Below are 23,600 nucleotides of genomic sequence, written 5' to 3' on the forward strand. Positions count from 1 at the left end.
TTTGATTAACATGGCCCCTATGTTATAAATGATCTATTGTTTCACAATCATTGACCGATAGAGCTATTGCCTACATTATTATAATTAGGATTATTAGTAACATCCACAGTGAGCGTAAAGTTTCGGTGAGTACGGAAATAATTCTCCAAATAATTCCCTAACCGTATTAATGTTGCGGCATCTTCTCTTACTCCTATACACCCTGCTGTACCTTCACTATTTGTGTCAGGATGTATTCGCAAGGCAGTTCTGTTTAATGTCTCGTTATCACTCAGCCATACTTTCCATCCCGGAGCTCCATATATATACATACCATCTTGCCGTAATCGAGGAGTAAAGGCATTTGCATTATACGATCCATTTGGCGTTGGGCCATTACCCCAGGGGCCGCTGGTAGCATCAAACTGCTGAACAGGTAAACTGGTGCCATCATCAAATACAGAATTAATAGTTAATGTACCCCTAACTCCATAATCCGTATGATCCGATTTTACGATACCTATCATATCTCTTGCCGCTACCAAATCACCAGTATAACGCATATTAATTTCACCCGTTTCAAATGCTATCAAATTTTGCCTGCTACTTCTTTCTGCAGAAAGTGCATATTGTCTAATCCCAATTACAAAAGCATTTGCCAATAATTGATCATTTTCCTTTGTTCTTTCCTTATTATCTAACACATTGGGCATTAACTTTTTTATCAAACCTGTACCGTAACTTTCATATAACTTTCTATCTATTTTAATTCTTGATAAACGTCCCCGATCATTTACTTGCTCTATTAAATTATTCCTCATGTCATAAAACATGGTAGTATCGCCTAACAGATCATTAAACCAAATTGGATTATTGGCCAATCCAGCATATGCACTTATGGAAATATTAGGCCGTGGATCTAAATTCCATCTTCGACCTGTTCTTGTATCATATTCCCAAAACGGCGCGGTGTTATGATTTCCAGGACCGCCAATTTCATCTGACTTTTCCTGTCCATTAAATCCATAGCGATAATTAGAAGATGTGTACTTCCTCCCCGGCATCAGCATCCCAAACGGATAGTAATCATTAGCACTCATCACATCGGCCAGATAATAATCTACCGTACCGCTGCTGTTGTGCTGCATTCTCCTATCACTAACCGTTGCCAGCACATTGCTTAAATGATTTGTTAATTCAAAGATCTTCTCTCCTCTTGTAAATATACTCTTTATGCCGCCTGCAAAACCACCCGATAACACCACTGCGGTATCCGGCACTACGTGTTGGGTTGCCATTCCCAACCGGCTGCTGCCATACAAATGCAATTCTGTTTGCGCAAGGCTGCCGCTGGCAGGTTTGCGATAAACACTCAATACATTACCACTGGCATCACGTACATAGATGATAGTATCCGTTGGCGTTTGCGCCATTATCCGTTCGGCACTGGCGTTATATACATATCGTATAACACCACCCGACTTTGTTATGCTGGCAATTTTACCATACACATTCCAGGTAACATTGGTAAGCCCTTCTATACTGTCTTTAACCAGGTTGCCTATTTCATCGTACCGGTAGTTGTTGTCAATTTGTCCTTTCTTAATATCATTATACTTGCTGTAATAAGCAGCGGATGTATCAGCAGCTTCATCAACCACCTTGTGTAACTGATTCGTATTTGCCTTATAGAAATATTTTAAACTATCCATTGGACCCTTTCTTGCGGCATCGCTGTACCTTGTGTAGGTAAGAATGTTCCCATTAGGATCATAACTTGCCCTTTCGCGGTAGTCGCTGATATTTACAGGCGTAAACGTTCCTGCCTGTGCATTCAGTCCGCTATACGCATCCATTGCCACCAAACGGTTCAACTGATCGTAATGATAATTATACACCCTGCTGGCCCCCAGCTTCGGAATATTCACTGCCATAGCGGCAATATTGCCATTGAACAACGATGCTGCATTGTTACCCAGTGCACCTAAAACGGAGGTTGACTGTGGTGTATAGCCGATGGCCTTATAATCGTTCCTGAAATAATGCAAACTAAACCCATACACGTCCTGCGCAACCGGATAAGCCTCCGTTGTATCGGTACCATTGGCCAGGGTGCCGCCCATGGCCGGGTTCACGCCTTTCAGCCAGCCCTGCAGCGTGTACGCATAATCCTGCTTTTGCACCAGCAATTGTGCCAGTGTAGTGCGCGCCAACGGCCCATGTTTGTAATAGTCATAATGCGCTTCCCTTTCGGGGAACAACATCAACATCACACTGTCCCTGCCGCTGAATACATCTGTTAACCTGTTTTCCGCATCATAACTGTACCGTTGGTAATAACCATCTGCCTGCCCCGGCTGGTAACTTACCTGGTTAACGTTACCCGATATGAGATCATAATCGTATACGATCTTCTTAAACCGGTTACCGCTTTGATTTAAGTTCATGGGATTGCCCACTCCTGCACTATTGCCAAAATCCTGCAACAGGGTGTCTACATTACCATGTATATCATAAGTGTAATAAGTGCCTGAAGCCGGATAGTTATCTGTTGCATTGTTCCATAACAGCATATAGCTTACTTGGTTTCGCAGGTTTTGTTGTATTACCGGCGCCAGCGAACCCGTAAATGCAGCGTACCTTATATCGTATATAGTTTGTGTTACCTGGTTTCGGGAGTTATTTGCACTGGTGTACCAGCTTTGTAAACTGCTTTCATTCTTTGACACGGCATCAGTGATAACGCTGCCACCGGTTATTTGCCCCACTTCTGTTATTCGGTTCAATGAATCATATTTTGTATAACTGTATACCTTACCCTGCACTGCCTGCCGGGCATTCTGGCTCACGGCCATTCTTCCCAACCTATCGTACCAATAACTGCTTTTACCTCCATCGGGCGATCTTTGCAGCACCACCAGGTTCAGGCTGTTATAGCAATACCTGGTTACCAGGCTGTGCTGCGGCACCGTTACGGAATAAGATGCTCCACTCTCCATCTTTTGCCGCTCAGTTTTTACACTACTTAAGAAGGTGGATGTATAATTAGGCCTTACTCCTTTGGGCGGCACCGTTTTAACGAGGTTTCCGGCCAGGTCATAGTAATACAGTGTGTAATGGTATTCTTTCAACGCATAATTCACAGTAAAGCTTTCTGTTGCCGACATGCATTTTGCCCGGTATGCTGTATTGAAAGCCGCCATCGCCTGCTGCTGCAGGTATTCATACTGTGCCATTGCTTTCAATGTGGCGCGTATACGTACCGCCTGGCAGGGAGAAACAACCTGACCAAGACCCGTAGTATCATTAAGCGGTGTACGTTCAAGGCAAATAGATAACGCAGTCGCTGTGCCGCCGATGCCTCCAATGCCACATTTGGAAGCATTGAATTGCGTTGCATAATAGGGCCAGTTATGTTGCAACCCTGTTTTAAAGTTTACATACTGCGCAAACAGGTTGTTCCAAACGATCATAGTGTCGGGCACCACGCCGGTGAATACCGGATGTTTTTTAAAAATGGCGTAGAACGACGCGTCAAGGTTCACAAACTCGCTACAGCTGTAACAACGATAACTGCTGCTGTCGAAACCACAATTCAGGAACACCGGCCTGGGTTGTACACTGGCCAGCGGCCATGAATACATGGTATCACACTTCAGATAAGAAGCACGGGCTGTGGGGTTTGAAACAGTATCCTTGCAATTATACAGGTAAGGCACACCGCATTGCAGCAAGCCGTTGTACAATGCTGCAGTGATGGTATCGCGATATTTGTTTAATAAGTACTGGTTAATACTGGTCAGTGAATTCACATTATAACCGGCGGCACTTATTTGTGTTTTTAGTTTTGTCCACTGACTGCAGGTACAGGTATCTACAGCGCCTATGCTTTGTTTTGTGATCACCGGATTTTTACCATAAGGCCCGGGCCACTGAATGCCATAGGGATGACAATATGCAGTAATGCTGATACCATTACTGCTGAACACCGAGTTCACTATTTGTTCAAAGCTGGTGTCGGTGGCGTTCCTGTAAGCGGGCGCTACGGTTGATGATCCGTAAGGATTGGCGCCATCAGTGCCATATTTGCACACCTGCACCATTCTGGTTGTAATGGTATTGAGAATGGTTTCGCGGGTGGTTGCATCTTTACCTGCCAGCGCCGTGCAATTCAACAGGGCCTGCCGCCAGGCATTAATATAACTGTCGCACCGGCTGCCATAAAGCGCAACGGAGTCTTTCAGGTTCACTGTTGGAATATTGCCCTGGTCGTTCGGATACCAGCTGGCCCAGCCGCTGCTTTGCGCAGCCTGCACGTCGTTGTATGGGAAGTAAATTCTGAAACCCTGGGTGAATAACGCACGATTATCGGTTGTATCGGTAACGTTAGGCTGTAAATTAATGTATTGATTCACCATATTGCCGCGCACCTGCGTGTACATTCCCTTGTACATATTCCAGGCCTGCGTTTGCATGGCCGCGGTTAACGTAACTACGCCGCTGCCGGGGTTTATTGCAGTGCCCGTAGCCGTTAATTGTTTGGGCATTGCGTTGTAGCAGAAATTACGCTGGCTGGCATTTAATGCTTTACAACCAAAGGCTTCGCCGTAGGCTATTTGCCACATACTGTACCCGCCGGCGGCCGGCCACCCCGTGGTGCTGTATTTTTTGATGCTGTCTTTTTTTGCTGCCAGCGTAGCAATGGCAAAGAAAGGATCTGTAGTAACCGGCTCTATAGGCGATGTAAGTTGTTGAATACTGTCGATGAAATTGAAACTGCTGCGGAGCGAGTTCTCGGCAAATTTCAGTTTTGCAGATTCAGGATGATAAGACAGCAACGATGCCGCCCATGACTGAGTAAACTCCGCTTCATAGGTTTCCTTCGTCATCGTTTTCAGTCTTGAAGCAGGCACCGACGCATCGATATTACCCTGGGCCGTATAATAGTTGTCGCCGGCTTCATTCTTCGGATATCTATAATAAGGTTGCTTTGTAGCGTCGGTGATAGAGAAAATATTGTATTTGTTATACATAGTGCCCGATCCTGCATCTGTTGCATACTGCCCGCTGTAAGGCACCATATCACTTAACATTTGCTGACGGGTGGTTTCCAATGTTCGCGATCTGTTTGGGTTCAGCGAAACACAGAAAGCAGAATCGCTTATATACTGGTTCCTGATATCGTTTACCTGGGCGGCGGTAAGCTGGGCAACTGTTTTGCCAATACCGGCAGCATAATTGGAAAGATAAGTGGTATAATTACCGAGCGCAGCTGCACAACTGCTACTGGTTAACGTTGTACTGGCTGTACCGCAGCCCGAGGCCTTTTCATCATCTTTTACGATGCTTGCAATAAGGTCTTGTTGTGTTGTGCAAAGCCCTACCCCATTTGTATTGTAACGGCTCAAGAACAGCGCCAGCGAATCCTGGTTAATGGTAAGCGTTTTGCGCACGCTGTACGAACCGGCGCTAAGTAGTATTGTTTGGCTGAAGTTAATGGTATCGATGCCCGTGTACGTGTATATAACAGGATTATTATCACCGCTTTCATCGGTAACAGCTATCTGCAGATCAAATTTGCAGGTATAGTTTACCGTACCACCGGTACAGGTAGGCAGCGTGACGGTTTGTTTGTTAAGCTTGTAACTAAACGCATAACTCGTATTACTTAAAGGCACCAGAATGGTATTGACAGATTCAATACCATTGCCTTTTACAATGTTGGATTCTTTGGTAAGCAGATTGCGGGTAACCGAAGAGCCTGCCTGGTTCTTGTACACGTTGGTATCGCTGATGGCCAGTGCCTGCAGGTTGGGTGTTGCATCGCCCGCCAGGGCGGTAGCTATCGTACGTGCATGCATATCTACATAACTAATGTTCATTTGCCCATTAGCATCGCGCACCATGTTCTTAAAGTAATGCGTGTAATTACCCACTTCGGTACCAAAAAGCGCATCGAGCTCTTCCTGCGCCGGCGTACCATAATAATACCGCGTCTCATGACCGCCTGCCATCCTGAGCGAATCGCCCACGCCACTTTGCCGCATAATGCGGCCTGTTCCGTCGGGCATATACCTGGTAACGGTGTAGGGATATCCATTGGATACCGGAATGTTCTTATGATAACCGGCGCCCGCTTCCGGGTTTCGTGCACTATAATATTTTGCCGTTCCAAAACTGTCATTCAGGGCAGTAGTGGCATAATTGCCCAGTGCGGTGGTCGTAAAATCAAAATAATCGGCCGGATTGGTATTGTCGTTCTGACCATTGAACTTATTCAGGTTCTTATTATAGGCAATGATGTTATTGATACCGGGGGCAGGCAGTATTTGTACAGCCCGCCGGCCTTCCATATCATACATTGTTTCTGCTACTATCGTTTGACCGGTTGTGTTATCTTTTGTTACCGTTTGGCGGGCACGCAGCGAACCATCGTAATACTGGATAATGGTCTTTCGCTTTCCATCTTCGGAATAAGTTGTGGTTGATTGCCAGTTCAAACTGTCGTTATGCCCGCTAAAGGCATAGGTTTTCACGTAGCTCCATGGCCCGTCGCTACGGCTTCCGCCGGGCATTAAATTAACGGCCCTCACCCGCATATACAACTTACCGGTCCCATCGTATAATAACGGAATACCGTACGCTCCCGCTACTGCCGCCCCCTGAAGATCTATGCGGGTGGCGCCTGTTCTAAAGAGTAAAGCAGTATCAAAAACATTGTTATTGATATAACTGCTTTGCATCTGGTCTTCGAGCCATGCCCATTCCAGTTGTACGGCATTGTTTTGGGTATACACCGGCAGGGTCCAGCTAACTGGCAATGCATCGGGCTTTGGGCTGGTTGCCGGACTGGTATAACTAAGGACCGGTCTTTTATTATCGCTTAACTGGTAATAACGTGTTCCCGCCAGCGTATTGGTAAGCAACAGCACCTGTTTGGTATCGAAACTTGTGCCGTTGACGGTTGCAGGCGTTACCGCACGCAATACGGTAACACGGGTATATTCCACATTTTTAAAAGTGAAATAGCTCAGCGCATTATATTTACTACCTGCATTAGCCGTGTAGTTAACATGTAGCTTTATTGAATCTACCTGGTAGATCTGCGCCGCAGAATGACCATACTCTACTTTCAGCACAGCGGTAGCGGAAAAATCGCCAGGAATGTATTTGTTTGTTTCTTCTATCACACGTAGTGCCAGCACGTTTTTTAAGCTATGGGCCAAAGACCTGCCGGTGTCCTGTTTAAATTCGAGTATTTTAACTGTGTTCGGCACCATGGAGATGGTGTCGGTGATCACGGGATCGTCGATGCCTTTGCCAAGCCCCTGTACATAGGTGTTGAGAGGAATAACATTGATGGTTGATTTCGCAACGGTCATAGCGCAGCTACCAACCGTATAACTGATGGTGGCAGTGCCTGCGGCTTCGCCGCTTACCACGCCGTTGGCATCAACTTTTGCAACCGCTGTATTGCCAGAGCTCCATGTTCCACCCGCAGCAAGGCTGCTTACAAGATTAATGGTTGAGCCCACCACACAGGTATTGGGGCCCGTAATGGTGCCGCCGGGGGTTGGGACCGATGGGCATGAATTTACGATAGCCGTATTGCTGGTGTCGCTGACGCCATTGCTGCTGACGATTAGCCGGTAGTATTCTGCTGCGATACCTACAATACCGGGATCAAGGGTAGAAGCAGTACCGGCATTCGTCCATCTGATTCCCCTGGTAAGAGATGTTTGCCATTGATAAGTGTAGACGCCCGACCCGCCACTAACCGTAGAAGTAATTGTTGCGGCCGTATTGCCCGCCTTAATGTTTTGCACAGCAGGACTGATGCTACAGGTAAGTGGTGATTGTGTATATCCCTTTACGCCTATTAATAGCAATACCACCAATACAATACAGCGGTAGCCATAATTAAACACCTTTGCGGGTTCGCATAACATTGACATAAAAATCTTTTATTGGTTATTAGTGGTCACCAGATAATTTTCAAATCCTTTTGCGCCCCCGTACTCACCGTTTTCTCCCCGCAGTACCCGGTCGTGCTCACGGGCAGGCGGCCCTTGTATACCGTGACTGATATTCGTGAACCTGCAATCGGTTATCTTTTCTTTTACTACCAGGAACAAATTGTGATGGTTCACTTTGGTACTTATCAATCGCCCGTTATAGGCGCTGTTTTCAGCCAGCCGGCTGTACACCAGAGAATCAACAGGCGCCAGGCTTCTGGTTATATGATGATAGGCAAGCGGCCGATGGGTTGTTGCATCATACGTTATACTTATGATCTCTTTTAAATGATCGGTACCGGTTACGCTGGTACGGCTTTGTAATATGATGCGCCTGGCCCCCTGCCCTTCATCATTCCTATTTGCCACATACAGTTGCGCCAGTTTTTGCAGCGAAGAATCAGGTACGAACAGGGCCATTGTTTCATGAAATTTTTTGAACGCCTGTCCGTCATTGGGAAACAGGTTTATCATTCTCGTTTCATTGTTAACCATCACCACTACCGAGTCATTGACGATCTGTTCCATGCCTTCGGCCTGCATATAAAAATCATTTCCTCCATAGTACAGCTGCATATCCGTATCCACACTATCATTACCGGCATAAGCAGGCGTACACCGGTAGCCAAAGTGTACGTTCACTTGCAAAGGCTGCTGCAGGTACCACCGCCCAAGTGTGGCAAACTCGCGGTAAACAGTGAGCGTATCGTCATTCTTCTTCCTGCGTTGTGCGTGTGCTGTTGCAGTAATTAGCAACATGATAGCCATTAGTATTATTATAATTCTGTTCATATTTACTTCAAATAAGTTTTGCTTATTAATCAACCTGCAAGCAATCAGGTCGTGAGTCCCAAACTTCAGCAATCCACTCACCACTCACCATTCACAACTCACCATTCACTACTTAACCACCTTCTGTAATGCACTTCTTGTTTCCGTAACTGTTTTAATGCCCTCACGTGTTTCCACTTTTGTTCTTACCAGCGTTCCTTCTTCATCATACTCATAAAAACTCGCATAATTATTAGCATCGAGCTCGGCCACCAGCCGGAGGTTCACGGGGTCGTACACATAGCTTTTCATATTGGCATTGAAAGGATGCATGCGGACATCATCTACATACAACTGACCGGCTCCGTTATTGACCAGGTTCAGCGTCATACTGGTTGCGCCAGCAGGTGCAGTAAACTCACCTTCCACCCGCTGCCAGCCATCTATAATGGGGCCAATGGGGACCAGCGTTACATCTGCGCCGGTTGTATTCGGAAATTTTAGCTGCACCTGATTGTTCTGGTAAGTATACTGTTTACAGGGAACGCCGTTGGCCGGGTCGCCGCAGGTTTCGCGCACCCAGGCGCTGAAGATCATTTTTTTACCGGCAGGTACGGTGAAGCCCGCATGATACATATCCTGGGTTGCAGGAGTGCCTATATCATAAGCACAGGAATTTTGCGTACTGAGTGATCTATAACCCGGAAGAAGGCTGATGCCATCGGGCACCGGGTTTGCCGGATTATCAAAAAATTCGAGCCTGTAATCAACGGTTGGAAATGGATCGTAAGGCAGGGGTTCCTGGTTAGTGGGCGGATAGTTACCTACTGCGTTAAAGGTGATGTGGTATATTCCTTTAGGCAAACAGGCAGAATAATGGTCCCAGTTAACATTTGTAGCCGGCGAAATAATACCCAGAAAATTAAAGCTTACATAATTTCCACTGGGTACTGAAGTAAGCGTAAGACCTGTAATATAATTAGGATATATTGAAGAGCCGGTATTGGTACCAAAATGATATACCCCTTCGCGGGTGATCTCAAAATACTGCGACATTTTAACTGAATACACATAGCCCTCGGCAGTTAGTATGTTTAGCGGAACTGTAGATAATGTGGGGCGTATCGTCAGGTTCATACCCAAATCGCCGGTAGCAGATAGCGTAGCCGGATTGCCACTGAACAAACCAGAGGGCGACTCCGCTACGATCTCGGTATTCATTCCCCTTTCGAAAAGACTGCTTGGTGTAACCCGGCCGAAAGTATACGTGAAATCTGTGGGAACGCCCGCCTGCACTGCAAACTGTTTTGCGGCAGTGCTGTTGGCATTTACAGCCATCATATATTTTCCCGAATGCGCGTTTACAACAGTATTGTCTGGTATAACGCTGGCATTGGCTATGCCGGTAAAATCAATGAATTTCTTCGCATACGCTGCGGCCGAATACGGATTCAACGCTTCGGCATAAACACTATCTTCAAAACCCTCAAATGCCATTTCGTTATACCGGCTGTTAGCAGTTATGGCAACCGGTAATGTTTTATGATATCCATATTGTGCAGCGGTATAAATACCCAATGCGTTCTGCGTTTCCAGTTCCAGTCCTTTTGCATTGAACCTCGTTGACCGGTTGTTCCATACCCATTGGCTATTGCTTACATCAGGCACCAGGTTATTGCTGGTATTAAAACTCCAGTAAAGCTTAAAGTTCTTCAGCAACCCGTTCTCTGCAATATTTGTGTTGGCAGTAGTGTCATATTCCATTCTGCTATCGTAAAACACCATGTCGCGGTACGTTCTGAAATTTCCCAACAGTCCCTTGCGATAAGGATTGATATTTTTTTCGAGGTAACCATTCGGATCTCCCACCTCCCGGAAAGTGCAGGTAGTGGGATCGATCTCCAGCCGGTACCGCCCTATTACATCGTTCTCTGTTTGCCATTTCTCGCTGAACTCCACAGCCGATGCATTGATCTGCTTTGCTGCATCAAATGACAGTTTTCCGCTGGCAAGCGGATTCACCATTCCGGTTATAGCGGCTACCCGGGCCTCTAGCATATTGCGGCGGCCGCTGCGGATAATGCGGAATTGAACACCTCTTCTATTATAAAGCTTGCCGGTTTCATCAATGAAAATAAACGCCGGAGAAGGATCGGTAAGCGAAGAGGTGTTCTTGTTTTTATTAAAGGCCCAGATCAATTTTACGGCATTGGAAGAAGGGGCCGGGCAGGTAGTAGCACTGCCGGTATCGATGATGAACAATTCGTCGCCACTCTCAAAAACCGAAAAGTCAAAGCCGGGCGTGGTGATCTTTCCATCAACGAAGTCGACACCCGAATACCGGGCATCAATATTCTTATAGGCAAGCCCCATACCGCTGTAAGCCCAGTAAGCGGGATACGAAGTATTGTAGATCGCCCTGTTAAATTCATTATTGGTACGCGTTACCAGTACTTCACCGGTTTGTGCATCATAGGCCACATTCTTTGTACTAACCTGGCTGCCCTTGTCAATTATCACCACGCTGTCGAGCACCGCGTGGTAGCTGATCACTTTCGTTGCAGTAACTGCGCGGTATGTATTTTCAGTAACACCGTTTATTTTCCATAAGGTAGGGATCATAAAACTAAACATGGCAAAGTAGAACCAGTCCACCTGCCCCTGGTATTCCCGGCTTGTTCCCTTTACCGAAAACTCGCGGGTATCTGTCATCAGTTCAACATCTATTCCCAGATTACCTGAAGACGCAGTACCGCTGTTTTCCCTGCTAATGAAAGTGAACTGATCGTTCAGCCCATTGGCGCCCGTATTGCGGTAAAAGTTCTCTGTATAGTTTATGCGCGTTGCCGTATCGTTCTCTGCATAGGACGATTGCGATCGCATTTTGCCATGCATATCATTGGTGGCCACCAGAAAGCCCTGCGATTGCGCTTTAAGATCGTACCCGTATTTATTGAAAAAATTGGTTGTAGAAGCCTGGTGAAATTCCTTTACACTGGCTGAATCGAAAGGCGTATAACTGTAATACACGGGAAAATCCTTAGCCGTATAAAATTCAGTCACCTGCCTGCCTACTCCACTCCTCGATCTTTTTGCAGCATCGGTGTTTGTTTTAAGGGAGGTAACCGTAACCTTACTGTACCCCACAACCGGTGAAGGGAAAAAGGCATCCAGCACAGGCATTTCCACCGCTCCGTAAGAAGTTGGGCCCAACGGCAGATCATCTTCCACCTGTACAATGGATTGCCAGGGATTTTCTTCATTGCCGATAGAAGGCTCATAAGAAGCTACGCCGCTGCTGATATTGCGAACAGCGCCGCCAAAATTTTCTGTTATAGTATAATCATATTTCTGTCCATAAGAAGCCGCATATTGCCGGGTCATAGAATCCCAGTTGTTCCTAAGCAAAACCGATCGTACCCTGTACCCGCCGCCGTATTTACGCCCGTCGGCATCATTCAGCCGCACAAAGCACTTAGACAGATCAGTTACCATGGCTTTTCCATCTTTGCGGAAAGCATTCACCGGGTCGGTAAAAGCATCACGCAGGCTTTTCAACATACCAACAAGCATATCGCCTACCTGGCGCAGCGGCGGTTCGCCCGATACATCGTATCCTTCAAACGCCTGCCCCGGCAATTGCTGACGCAAATATTCCAGTGTTGTCATTGACAGCGGGCTTTTACCACCCAGCCGTTTCATTTTTACCCAAATGATATTTTTATTGCCGGCATCTACACCATAGTCTACATTAGGCGTTGCACCAAAGCTGGCATAACAGGGAACATACTCTGCGCCTTTCGGCATTAGTACCCATATTTTAAACGCAAGCTGCGCAAGCCCCTGCAAATATTTATTATACACATCCATTGCAGTGTTACAGGTTTCCGGCACCTGCATAAATACATAATCGTTTTCAACAGGTGTGGGATATACAAATGGATACAACCTGTTGCTGGCTGCGCTGAATGATGATGTGCTGCCAAACCCGGTCACGGGCATCATTACAGCAGCCCTTTTATTTTGAACGTATGCGTAATCGTCGCTTTCGTAATTCACTTCAATTTGCCCGCCCGAAGGCAGTACAATTTTCTTTAGCATCCAGGCCGCGGCATTGTTGTTAATAGTGGCGGTGCTGCCCGAAGGCTGTATACTGTAAGGGTAGTCGCTGTTTTTCATACTACCCGGGTTCATGCCTGCCGGTTTGTAAGTTCCCCAACGGTCGGCAGCATTTACGGCATAATTCGGGTTATCGTTCGTGTTATCTGTTCCGGTTGAAGAATAGGAAAAGCTGTACTTGTTTTTGAACGCTCTTGTTTTACCGCTATACGTAAAATATATACTTTGCAAAGTGAGTTTGCCGTTATTGCCTGTTGCACCCGATGTATTATCTGGTGTGCTCTTACAAAGCTGGTAATTATATTCCAGGTGAACGGTTTTAATGGGTTTTGCTTTCGCCAGCCCGTTCGTTTTCAGATCTGCCTTATTATACAGGGCAATACTGTCGAGTTTCTTAATTACATTACTGGCGTTAACGCCACCTAATTCACTGGAAGAACCTTTGGCATCTGCCCGGTTAGAAACATAAAACAGGGCGATCATGGTTTTTGATTCAACCGACTGTAAGTACCATGATTCCCGTTCACCGTGTGTAAACATGGCCTTATCGTCTTTTACCTCTGACCGCAGGCCTGCATTGAAATGGGCTGTATTGCCTGCCGATTGCGGGGTATGCCATTTATACACCGTATCGTTTCCTTCCCTGATCCTTGTATAGTTGAATTTAACGGCGTCGCCCAGGTCATCTTCGGTTATACCATTACCTGTTATATCAACATAATCGGGCGACAAAATACCCGATAACAAAAATGAGTGTGCATAAGCGGGCGTTCTGGTAATTTGCACATACCCATCGCGGGTTGAATTATCGTTCAGCAATGGCGAACCGGCAGAAGCCTGTGTTGCATTATTTATTGTTATCTGGTCGGGAATACCGGAGTAGGAATTATCTACAGAAAATGTAAAATCTTTTTGTACCAGATTGTAAACCGGAATACCGTATACATATCTTTTACCATTGCTTTCCGTTACATTGATCTGTGACAAATGGTGCGACTTACGGTACCCGCCTACACGCTGTATGGAGTCATAAAGCAATGTGCGGGCAGTGGCATCGAGGAAGATCTGGTTGTTATAACTTTTGATCATTTTATCGAGCCCAACTACCCTTGCTTCCGCTGCTGTTAGAAAACTGATCACCTGTGTTCGCTTGTTCCGCTCTTTTATAGAAGATTGCGGCCGCAGATCGATGACTGTTGACTGCCGGTTTCCGGCGGCATCAAAAGTCTGCAACAGTGGTTCAACCGTAGGCGACTGTCCCGAACCACCCAATGCATATCTTACAAGGCTGGTGCCACCTACCTGTGCAAAACGCGCAGGATCTGTAACGCAGGCTTCACCGGGATTGCGGAAATAAACATTCTCATACGTTTTATCGGGCTGGGTAAATGCGATGGTGTTGCGAAGCCTGTTCCCATTGTTCCATTCCCCAACTGTAGATGGCGTTTTAATAGTATTGACGTTGGCGCCGTAATGCCCCGGTACATCTATATCGCCGCCAATGCTGAAGTTCTTATCTTTTGATGTAGTAATGTTATCCCTTACATACCCAAGGTCATTGCGGTACGCCCTGATGTTGCCACCGGTACCTTCACCCTGAATGGAAAAAACATCATAGGTATACTGCGGCACCGAAACAACCGGCGTATTTGGCGTTACTTCGCGATCGTTATAGCGGGTAAAATCCATTACACAACCCGGATTGTTAACCGCATTCTGATAATACAGAAATCCCACCATAGGCTTTTTCTGCAAGGCATTGGCCGCTGAAACTTCTGATTTTTGTCCGTACACTTCGGCCTCAACGTCATAGGCCAGTCCAAAGGCCCCACCACCTATCTGCAACCGCGCCGACCAGGCCGTATTGGTTTGCGGCATACGTATAGAAGGGAAATAGGAAGGCTTTGCAAAGCTGATGGTGGTAGCATACATACCTCCAACTCCTTTCGACAGGTTGCCCGTTGACATAAGGTTACTACGTTCCGCATCGCTGAAGAGATGCACCTGTTCGCTAAGCTGTAATGCTTTTATTCCCGTTCGGGAATTGTAGTCGGTCGATAATCCTGCACCTACAGACAACCGGTTATAATTGGATATCGCTCCGGCGCCAAGCGATACTTTACCAGAGAAAGAAGTGCCCGATCTTGAGTTCACCTCCAAACCATAGTTCAGGGATGCGCCAAGGTTGGCAGCAAATTTTTCACTTCCACCCGACATGGCCACATTAAATAAAGATGTGCTTCCCCGCACACCTGCACTAAGCGAAGGCCCGAGGTAGTTATTAAAAGCAACGCCCACTTCAAGACTTACAGGTATTTTGATGCCTAACCATTCCGCATCACCGCCAATACCAAGTCCCCAGGTTTTATTGGCCTTCATTTTTTGCGTTTGTTCCAGTGTATCGTTACCATTAAAATCATCTGGTACACCCCGCATATTCCGGTTGATATTTCCGGGGTTGATATTCCAGCCCAGTCCTACCCAGCTGGCTTCCTGTTCGGGCGATACACCGCCGTTGTAATAAATGTTTACCGGGTATCCGCCTACATCGAGCAACGGAATATTATAATTGAAATCACCGGTAAAAAGATTTACGAGTTTATCGGCACTTACCGATCTGAATGAAGACATTTCGGGCTGGCTGGGACCGCCGATAAAATTGCGCTGCTTTTTATTAATAACAACAGGCGCACCCACTCTTTTAACAGCGCTATGAACAGGGAATGGAATGTATGTGCCTGCTGCCCCATGTTTCCATGAATAAACGGGAGCATAGGCCGCCCGCGCCGGCAGTACAATTGATAACAGAAATAGAAATGTAAAGAACCCGGCGATCTTCCTGCAATGATAACTGGCTAACTGTGAAATCATATAACGGTATAAAAACGGGTTTGTATTTTAATTTGAAACTCTAAAGGATGCCCGGTAGTGCGACATCTGCACATCGGTAATATCAATAAAATAGGTAACGTCCTTTTTGAATGCGTTGTCTAGTTTGAACACCATCAGATTGTTACCATATTCAATTGTTCTTTTTATTTCTTTTACCACTTCGCCTTTCTCATCAAGGAAGCGTATTTCCGACTCATGGTTACTATCATATGAGTAGTACCTGATGCCAAGCATATTATCGGAAACGATTACCGTTGAGGCATGATCGTTCCCCGGCTTTACTTCTATATATGATCCGCTGAAGGGAGTTGGCCTTTCCGGTTTTTCAGGCAACACGCGGAATGTCCATACCTCACTTTGCGCCGCATTGGTTTCGCCATTCTTAGCTATCACCCGCCATGCATATACTTTGCCGGTATCGAGCCGCTTTGCAGAGGAAGGATAGTTATTTACAAGCGTGGTTAACCGGCGCATGTTGTAAACCGGCATATTTTCCTGTATGGCCGCACCTGCAGTTTGATCACCTCTTACTTCCGTAACCAACAGATCATAGTTCAGGTCATTGAACAAAGTGACCGGCGCAGGCGGCAACCAGCTGAACTGCGGCCATGGTTGTTGTATAGCAGCTGAATCAGTTGGCATTGTAAGCTGGGGCGGGCTCAACGGTTGTACTTCTACAGGAATGCAATTTTCCGATAATACCTGTCTTTCTATTTTACCATTTGTATAAACCGTGTAACAGGCCTGAAAATTTCCAATAGGGAGCAAGGCATCGCCCAGCCTGCCGAACGCAGGCGAAAAATACTGGTAGTCTACCGGTTCAATATCAGATGCTTTGATCTGCTTTACTCCTTTGGTGAGCGTAAGCGGCCGTGTATAGGCCGTAAGCACAGGCTGGTTGCCGGTGATATCAACCAGCGTGAGCCCGATCATCACACTAACCGGATCGTTACCGGAATAGACCAGCGCGAGATTCCATAGTTGTTTTTTCTGCACAATGCCGGCTGGCGGTTCCTGTACCGAAACCGACAGCTGCGCTTTGGCTGAAGCAAACAACAGAACCAATAGCATTACAGATAATGATCGTCTGTACATATATGTTCCTGTTTTTAAAAAGTTTTATAATAGGTAAGCCTTCCCACCCTGTTTTCGGCCAGTTGCCTGTTTACGCCTGGTAAAAAGCCTTTATCAGTCATTAGTTGAATATCACCCAGCCGTGGAATTCTCAGGGTAAGTCCGGCATTGTATCCCCATTGCTTTTGCGGCAACAAACTATATTGTATCATTTTTGCACCTGCACTAACCGACAGCATGCTGCTAACAGCTACCTGCACATTATTTTCAAGGGTGAACATATCGTAATCGGGGCTGGTGCTAACTGAAGCGTTCAGCATGAACGAAACCTTACTGAAGGCTACGTTCTGACTGAGTAAAAGATTCTTTGAATTATAATACACAAAACCCGAATCGATCATTTTGTTATAGAACCGGCTGTATACTGCGTATGTGCTTAGTTGTGTTTCGTTTATATTGTAATAATAGCCAACACTGCCCGTCATGATATAATACCTTGTTTCGGCGTATTGATCATCACCTGTTTTTGTAAGCTGATAAGAAGGATAATACCCTGCAGAGAGCACCGGCCATTTCTTTATTCTTGCCGTTGCCTGAAAGCTTGCCAGCAGCGATGAACTTTTATATGCGGTAGTTAAAAAAGTATTGTTATAATCGTTTTGCTGCAGGGATGATACAATGGTGAGCTGCTTTTTAAACAGCGGTTGTTCAAGCCTGGCCAGCCATCTTAATTGCGAAGCCCCTGTAGTAAATGTGCTGAACGATTGAAAATTGGCGCCCGTATACCGAAAGTTACCGGTAAACCGGGTACGGGTGCTTGGAAAATAAGACAACAAATTAACCGCAAATGCTTCGTTGCTTCGTTCACTGAACCGGGTAACGGAATTCATCCAGCTTTTTCGTTGTAAGCTGTCGACACTGTAATACGGCATGGTTGACTTGGCAACCTCGCCAATAAGAGTAATATTTCTATTTATGCGATAAAGCCCTTCAAGCGTTATACCAGCCAGTTTATATTCGGGAATACTACTGCCTGGCTGAGAAGCTATGGAAGCGTTAAAGAACTGGCGCTTTCCGGTATAGTAAGTAAAAATAAGGTGATTGCCATTTTTCATTCCCTTTCCAAACCGCGCCAATGCCACATACTGGTTCGAACGTACGGCATTGGGAACAATATAATCCCTGAACCGGTAATCAACTTTACCAATGGCCAGCGCATAATAGTAACGGGGATTGTATTCTACCTGTATACCGGCAATGCTCACATTCTTTACAGAAAGTTCAGTATAGTCGGCTGTACTTCTGCCAATACTAAGCGACTGTAAACTGTACAATGTTTTATAGCCTTTTGGCAGTACGGTATCGGGTATATTTAACTGATGTAATTGTCCGGCAAGCGCATGGATATCTCCTTCACCCTCTATTTGTTTTTTTATCGCTGCAAGATCGAGCTCATCTTTCAGCTTTAATTTGCTATATAGGTTTTCAGCTGCTTCCAGGTCGGCAAGCAAACTATCTAGTTGTTGTTTTTTAACGGCAATACTGTCTTTATACTCACTTACCTTTACTGTTTCCTCTTTTGTTTTATTCTTTAATAGTTCTTTTTCCTTCTCTTCAACGATCTTTTGCGTAAGGTTTGGCGCCTGCAAAGACTGTCTGAGATCTCCAATAGCCAGTTTCTTTGTATCGATCAACCGCTTCAGCGAATCCAGTTTTCCTGATCTGGACGCGAGATACGACTGTATCGAATTCAAGGCCCTTTGTTTTATGTTTCGTTTAAACTCCGGCTGGTTGAACTGGAAATTAAGATCAGTATATTTTCTAAATAACGATGAATTGCTGAAGCGGGTGGTTACATACAACCTTAATGGGTATTGTTCTTTATATACCAGATCGAGCCTTGTTTGAAGCGTATGCTGATACACGTCGTTTTCGGCATAAGGAGTATCGATACGGGAGCGGTAGTTTACATCATATAATATATTACCAGTCACCTTAAGTAGTGGTACCCGCGTGGCTGTAACCTGGGAATCATGTTTTAATATTGCCAACTTATCACCGGCCATGTTTGCTTCAGGCACACCAATATAAAACACATCGTACCGGTTACTTACACCGGATATTTGTACAGCCTGCATGCGTTCACGAACAGGAATGGTATCGCAGTTGTTGGCATACGCGTTTGAACAGGCACACGTAAAGCAGCCCATTACTGATATGGTCAGTATTTTTCGCACCCATATTGGTTTACGAACTTATAATAATGTTACAGTCACTAAATGTGGTCGAAAGAAAAAGTGGAGGCAAGTGGAACGTGCGCGCAGCGCCTGGTGCAGTGCAATGTAGATGATGGCATAAGAAAAGGTTTTGGTTTAGGTTATAAAGGTTTTCGAATTTAAATATTCTTTTTAATACTGCTCATAACATCGAATGTTATTTTCATAATTTTATTTTTAATATTTTATTTTCTTTCATTTTTATCTTGTTGAAGCGGTTAGCCTTTGTATTTATTAAATGTAGTTATAGGAGTTGATAAAGCGAGCAGTTGTTAGCGGTGAAAAACAACAGATAATTGAGGTGTTTTCACGGATGCTGTGGGTAGTTAGGATGCTGATTTATAACAAAGCCGCAGTGGACTCTGCGGCTCTCTAATTTTATTCCAGCTGCGACAGCACTTTATTTAATCACAAATTTTGTTCCGTCAGACGTCATTGTTGCTTCCGTCTTTTTTACCCATTCAATGAAATTTGCTGTCACATAAGTATTTGGCAGCTCCTTTGCCTTCCTCAGGAACTTTTTTTTGAACTTCTTTAGAACATCGTCAGCCCAGGTAAGGAATTCCTCATCTTTCTTTACAAGCTCATCACCTTCATAATATTTAGTAACAAAATAAAATCTGCTCCTATGCAACTCTTTGTTACTATAAGAATAAAATCCTCCGATAGAAAACTGAATGCAGTTACTCTTACCAATCTCAATATAATATTCCTTTCTATTTTCCAAATATATAAACGATAGAATCGTGGTTCCCCACTCCTTGCAAACATAAACCTGGTAGATGCTATCCTCGTTGATCAGGGGATTATACCTGACTGGTTTATCTTTCGTATCGGCATACTCTTTATATATCGATCCACCGTTTTCATTTATAAAAGCAATTACCCTGGGTAAATCTTCCAGAGCCAGAAAAAAATTGACCTGTTTAGAATTCATTTTACTGATCGTTTAGCTCTCTTAGTTGTAAGGTACAAATTTCGGTCGAGTGCCAGTTACATTTTGGACGTCGTCGATTGCTTAATCGACGTACAGATTATTATATATAATACGGACCAGCTTTTTGTTGCTAAATATAAAAATCAACTCGTTGGCCGATTCAAGCTCAGTGATCTTTATTACATCGCCAGGTTCTTTCCCTAACTTAAACCGCTCTGCAAATTTTGCCTTATCTAACCCTATTTTAATTGTTCCCTTTTCTAATGCCATGCGCTCAGACTGGATACTCAAATACAATGGAAAACAATTTTGCTTTGCGGATAAATAAGATACCGTATCACAGCCTGCCTTATAGGTAACCACCGTATCAAACACTCCTTCGGCAAACTTATTCTTTGAAATTTTATACGCCCGCTGAACGTCTTTAAACTTATTATCAATATGCTTACAAGTCAATTCATTTTCAAGCGTTCCTGCTATGAAACTATCATCCTGAACAGAAAATGCAGTTTCCGGTAGTTTAGTTGAATCGCATGCTCTTGATGCATTAAATTCAACAATCGTCTTTTCCAATGAGTCTTTTTTAACGCCACCAGTATTGGTTTCATTCCCACTACTTGATGCACAACTTAGAACCAATAAAAATGAACAACTGATTAGGATACTTCCAGACAACATATAAATTGATTTTACTTTTCCAATAGACTCTATAATGAGGCGAGTCCCGAACCGAATTTTAAGATTACCCTAAAAGTACCGGTTGGGGGCATTATCATCTTTGAATCTTCTTACAATACCATCGTTTAAGGATCTGCATTTTACTAAAATCACTCATGACTGGTTAGGCTTTCTTTTTCGAACAGGACAACCTTGCTGGAAAATAATTCAAAAGAATCTCCTTCCTCAAATTCTAAATAAAAATACGCTTCGCCATCTGGGGCATGATCGAACAGGGTATCGTCCTTTATAAACCTTCCTCTATAAAAGCTATTTAGCGTGCTGCTCTCAACGATTCTCTTAAAAAAAAGCTTGAAAGTAGAACAAGTAACATTTTCAAACAATAGATACAGGTGCCTTTCAACTATACCAGTCCTACAGGCTTCAAACAAAAACGCCAATGACTTTGTTTCCAGTTTATATTCAATATCTATACAGTCATAATCGTTATGCAAATCGAAAAACCGTTTTCCCACTACAACTGTGGTAAGATCTTTAAACAGCTCTGCGTTTGTTAATTCGACGGTGTTCATACTCATTGTTTACCTATTTTTGAAGAAACCAAATCTGCCACAAAATAAGTCAAATCAATACCCCAACCAACAGGGCCACTCGCTAGTAGCAAGGTTTGGGCTGTTCCAATGAGTACATCAGCAGTATGATGGTTTAGCCAATTCCAAGCCCGCATTAAAAATACCTGCAAAACCTCATTTCGGCAAAGTAATACCTTAATTCGGCTAAGTACAGACCAGTACCTTTCCTGAATTTTGTCATAGAATATTATGACACATACTGGCCTGGGCGGCACAGCAAAATATGGACAGGGTCATTATGATTTTGGCGAAGGAGGTATGACATTACTGCTATTGCCAGAAATTTGGCTGTCATTATTTGGAATATGATTACGAAATCTCAGTCCTATAACGAATATGCCTTTCACCAGATAAGTCAAAAACGTAAAAATGCTCAGTTAAAGAATATCCGGAACCCGAATAGCTAAGCTAAATTTAACCGAAATGGAACTTAAAGCCTTGATCCCAATAATGCAATGATAATCAATCTTTACTCAAAGAGTTGTACAGAAATAGTCGATTAAAAACGGAGTTTCTTACTCATTTTTGCTTCATTTGACACAATAAAACCGGTGATTTCAAATTTATCATTTTTTCTAAAAAATGGTTTAGGTTTCAAATAATAACAGCAACCTTCGGAAGCATTTGGATCATGAGAGTGATTTCATTAAAGGGTAATACCAAAAGCATTTTCACAAATTTAAATCTTAGTCGCCCAGTCAATATACAGTCTCGTTATTAAAAGCGTTTAAAACAATAATATGATAATGACAAAATACGCTCGCTAGTTGATATTAACATTATAGTCAAATAGTAAAAAGTGTATAAAGTCAATACGAGTTCTTTAATAATAATAACATTTTTCGAGGATTGGATGGGCAGAATATTCGAATACTAATTTATTGAAAAAGTAAACGCATGTACTTGACTGTTTAATGCCTTACTCAACGAGAGTATAAAACACTTTGTGTAAATAGGCGCAAGTAACTGCATTAGAGGCGGCATCTGTTTTCAAAGATAGTTAAGAACTGATGAAGAATAAGCCCCCAATTATGGAGGGTAGCATTCCACTTCTTTTCAATGTTCATGAGCGCCAGGTAAACCGCTTTTTGCGCAGCCATATCATCAACAAATTGTACTTTGGTTTTTATGTACTTCCTGATGCCCGGTTCACATTTTCGATCGTATTGGTGGTATAAATGATTTTCCGGATCTCCATTGGAAAATCAAAATAGCTGGTCAGATTATCCCAGTTGGTTTTCCATGACAGGATCGCATGCTTGTATTTTTGTTCCCATTTAGCAGCAAAGCCGTAAAGGCCCGGGGAACGACAGGTATAAAACTCATCTGCCGATCGAAGGAGTATTCATTTGGATGTTATAGCTCGATTGTAGATCCTTTCCAGTTATGAGGCAGCAGCTCTTTTATTCTGCTCGCAGGGAAGGTAGGCATAGCAGTAAGCACATACTTGAGCCAATCATAAGCATTAACGTCATGCAGCTTGCAGGTGGCTAGCAGTGAGTATATAATCGCAGCATTTTGTGCAGCATCATGTGATCCTGCAAAAAGGAAGTTGTTTCGACCTAAGGCGATGGGCCGTATGGCGTTCTCGATAAGATTAGTATCCATTAGTAGCATACCGTCATGCAGGAACATGCCGAGTTGCTTCTCTCTTTCAGAAAAGTAAGCCAGTGCTTTGCCTATCGGACTTCGTAATGTTGTTAACCTGGGTATCTGTTCCTTTACCCAGCCAGCCAACTCATCAAAGATTGGGACGGATTTCTCTTGGCGTATTTTAAATCGTTGATCGAAGCTAAGATTTTGTTCTTTGCAGTAGCTTTCGATGCCGTATAGGCTGCTATATAGCATTAAGGCGTGTTCTGCTCTGGATCTATCAGTTAACTTAGCTTCATGGAACTTTCTTCTGGCGTGTGCATTACAGCAGATGTGGGTTACGCCTGATTGGCTTCCAAAATGCTTATAAACGCTAAACCCGTCACTATGTAGATAGCCTTTATAGTTCTGTAATACTGGTCTGGCATCTTTGTTTCCTCTCCCTTTATGATATTCGAAGAAGACCAACCGATCCACTGGATTGCAATAGCTCCACATCCAACCCAGATGTGATTTTTTACCCTTTACCTTTTCGCTATCAAGAACATCTATTCTGTCGAGTAGGCAAGGGCATTTCAGCCCAAGCCTCTCACAGAACCGTACTTGAGCGTCTCCACTCATACGGCTCTTCCGA

Annotated in this window: 11 protein-coding genes; 1 reads left to right on the forward strand and 10 read right to left on the reverse strand. The window is 44.3% G+C overall.

Annotated features, from left to right (window positions below; genetic code table 11):
• Window positions 1-47: 47 nt before the first annotated feature.
• The 8 genes from GGD38_RS01980 to GGD38_RS02015 all read right to left on the reverse strand — a co-directional run bounded on the left by GGD38_RS01980 (window position 48) and on the right by GGD38_RS02015 (window position 21,313).
• Window positions 48-7,934 carry an Ig-like domain-containing protein gene (locus tag GGD38_RS01980; RefSeq protein WP_375299706.1) on the reverse strand — a complete coding sequence of 2,629 codons (7,887 nt, stop codon included), beginning with the start codon at window positions 7,932-7,934 and terminating at the stop codon, window positions 48-50.
• 9 nt (window positions 7,935-7,943) lie between these two features.
• Window positions 7,944-8,786 carry a hypothetical protein gene (locus GGD38_RS01985; protein WP_375299705.1) on the reverse strand — a complete coding sequence of 281 codons (843 nt, stop codon included), beginning with the start codon at window positions 8,784-8,786 and terminating at the stop codon, window positions 7,944-7,946.
• A 108-nt stretch (window positions 8,787-8,894) separates the two neighbouring features.
• Entirely contained in the window at window positions 8,895-15,755 is a 6,861-nt protein-coding gene (locus GGD38_RS01990) for a hypothetical protein (protein ID WP_375299704.1), read from the reverse strand.
• A 27-nt stretch (window positions 15,756-15,782) separates the two neighbouring features.
• Window positions 15,783-16,871 carry a hypothetical protein gene (locus tag GGD38_RS01995; RefSeq protein WP_375303765.1) on the reverse strand — a complete coding sequence of 363 codons (1,089 nt, stop codon included), beginning with the start codon at window positions 16,869-16,871 and terminating at the stop codon, window positions 15,783-15,785.
• Window positions 16,872-16,885: 14 nt separating this feature from the next.
• Complete coding sequence (locus GGD38_RS02000; RefSeq protein WP_375299702.1) at window positions 16,886-19,087, reverse strand: hypothetical protein; 2,202 nt, start codon at window positions 19,085-19,087, stop codon at window positions 16,886-16,888.
• 439 nt (window positions 19,088-19,526) lie between these two features.
• The gene (locus GGD38_RS02005) at window positions 19,527-20,063 is read right to left on the reverse strand and encodes a hypothetical protein (protein ID WP_375299701.1); all 537 of its coding nucleotides are present in this window, start codon (window positions 20,061-20,063) and stop codon (window positions 19,527-19,529) included.
• Window positions 20,064-20,144: 81 nt separating this feature from the next.
• Window positions 20,145-20,741, reverse strand: a complete 597-nt coding sequence (locus GGD38_RS02010) for a hypothetical protein (protein ID WP_375299700.1) — start codon at window positions 20,739-20,741, stop codon at window positions 20,145-20,147.
• A gap of 149 nt (window positions 20,742-20,890) precedes the next feature.
• Complete coding sequence (locus tag GGD38_RS02015) at window positions 20,891-21,313, reverse strand: hypothetical protein (protein WP_375299699.1); 423 nt, start codon at window positions 21,311-21,313, stop codon at window positions 20,891-20,893.
• Between the two features lie 1,070 nt (window positions 21,314-22,383).
• Between GGD38_RS02015 and GGD38_RS02020 the strand changes: the two genes are divergently transcribed.
• Complete coding sequence (locus tag GGD38_RS02020; RefSeq protein WP_375299698.1) at window positions 22,384-22,551, forward strand: hypothetical protein; 168 nt, start codon at window positions 22,384-22,386, stop codon at window positions 22,549-22,551.
• Here the strand turns inward: GGD38_RS02020 and GGD38_RS02025 are convergent.
• Window positions 22,500-22,718 (reverse strand): transposase, encoded by a 219-nt coding sequence (locus GGD38_RS02025; protein WP_375303806.1) that lies wholly within the window; start codon window positions 22,716-22,718, stop codon window positions 22,500-22,502. The two genes, GGD38_RS02020 and GGD38_RS02025, sit on opposite strands and share 52 nt — an antisense overlap.
• Window positions 22,719-22,729: 11 nt before the next feature.
• Window positions 22,730-23,587, reverse strand: a complete 858-nt coding sequence (locus tag GGD38_RS02030) for an IS66 family transposase (protein WP_375299697.1) — start codon at window positions 23,585-23,587, stop codon at window positions 22,730-22,732.
• Window positions 23,588-23,600: the final 13 nt, after the last annotated feature.

Source organism: Niastella sp. OAS944 (assembly GCA_024809215.1).
In the GTDB taxonomy this organism is placed as follows: Bacteria; Bacteroidota; Bacteroidia; order Chitinophagales; family Chitinophagaceae; genus Niastella.

What these genes read in the sequence shown, in the direction of transcription:
- GGD38_RS01980 (WP_375299706.1), bottom strand. Translation starts at nt 7,934, where the DNA reads ATGTCAATGTTATGCGAACCCGCAAAGGTGTTTAATTATGGCTACCGC.
- GGD38_RS01985 (WP_375299705.1), bottom strand. Translation starts at nt 8,786, where the DNA reads ATGAACAGAATTATAATAATACTAATGGCTATCATGTTGCTAATTACT.
- GGD38_RS01990 (WP_375299704.1), bottom strand. Translation starts at nt 15,755, where the DNA reads ATGATTTCACAGTTAGCCAGTTATCATTGCAGGAAGATCGCCGGGTTC.
- GGD38_RS02030 (WP_375299697.1), bottom strand. Translation starts at nt 23,587, where the DNA reads ATGAGTGGAGACGCTCAAGTACGGTTCTGTGAGAGGCTTGGGCTGAAA.
- GGD38_RS02005 (WP_375299701.1), bottom strand. Translation starts at nt 20,063, where the DNA reads ATGAATTCTAAACAGGTCAATTTTTTTCTGGCTCTGGAAGATTTACCC.
- GGD38_RS02020 (WP_375299698.1), top strand. Translation starts at nt 22,384, where the DNA reads ATGAAGAATAAGCCCCCAATTATGGAGGGTAGCATTCCACTTCTTTTC.
- GGD38_RS02010 (WP_375299700.1), bottom strand. Translation starts at nt 20,741, where the DNA reads ATGTTGTCTGGAAGTATCCTAATCAGTTGTTCATTTTTATTGGTTCTA.
- GGD38_RS02015 (WP_375299699.1), bottom strand. Translation starts at nt 21,313, where the DNA reads ATGAACACCGTCGAATTAACAAACGCAGAGCTGTTTAAAGATCTTACC.
- GGD38_RS01995 (WP_375303765.1), bottom strand. Translation starts at nt 16,871, where the DNA reads ATGTACAGACGATCATTATCTGTAATGCTATTGGTTCTGTTGTTTGCT.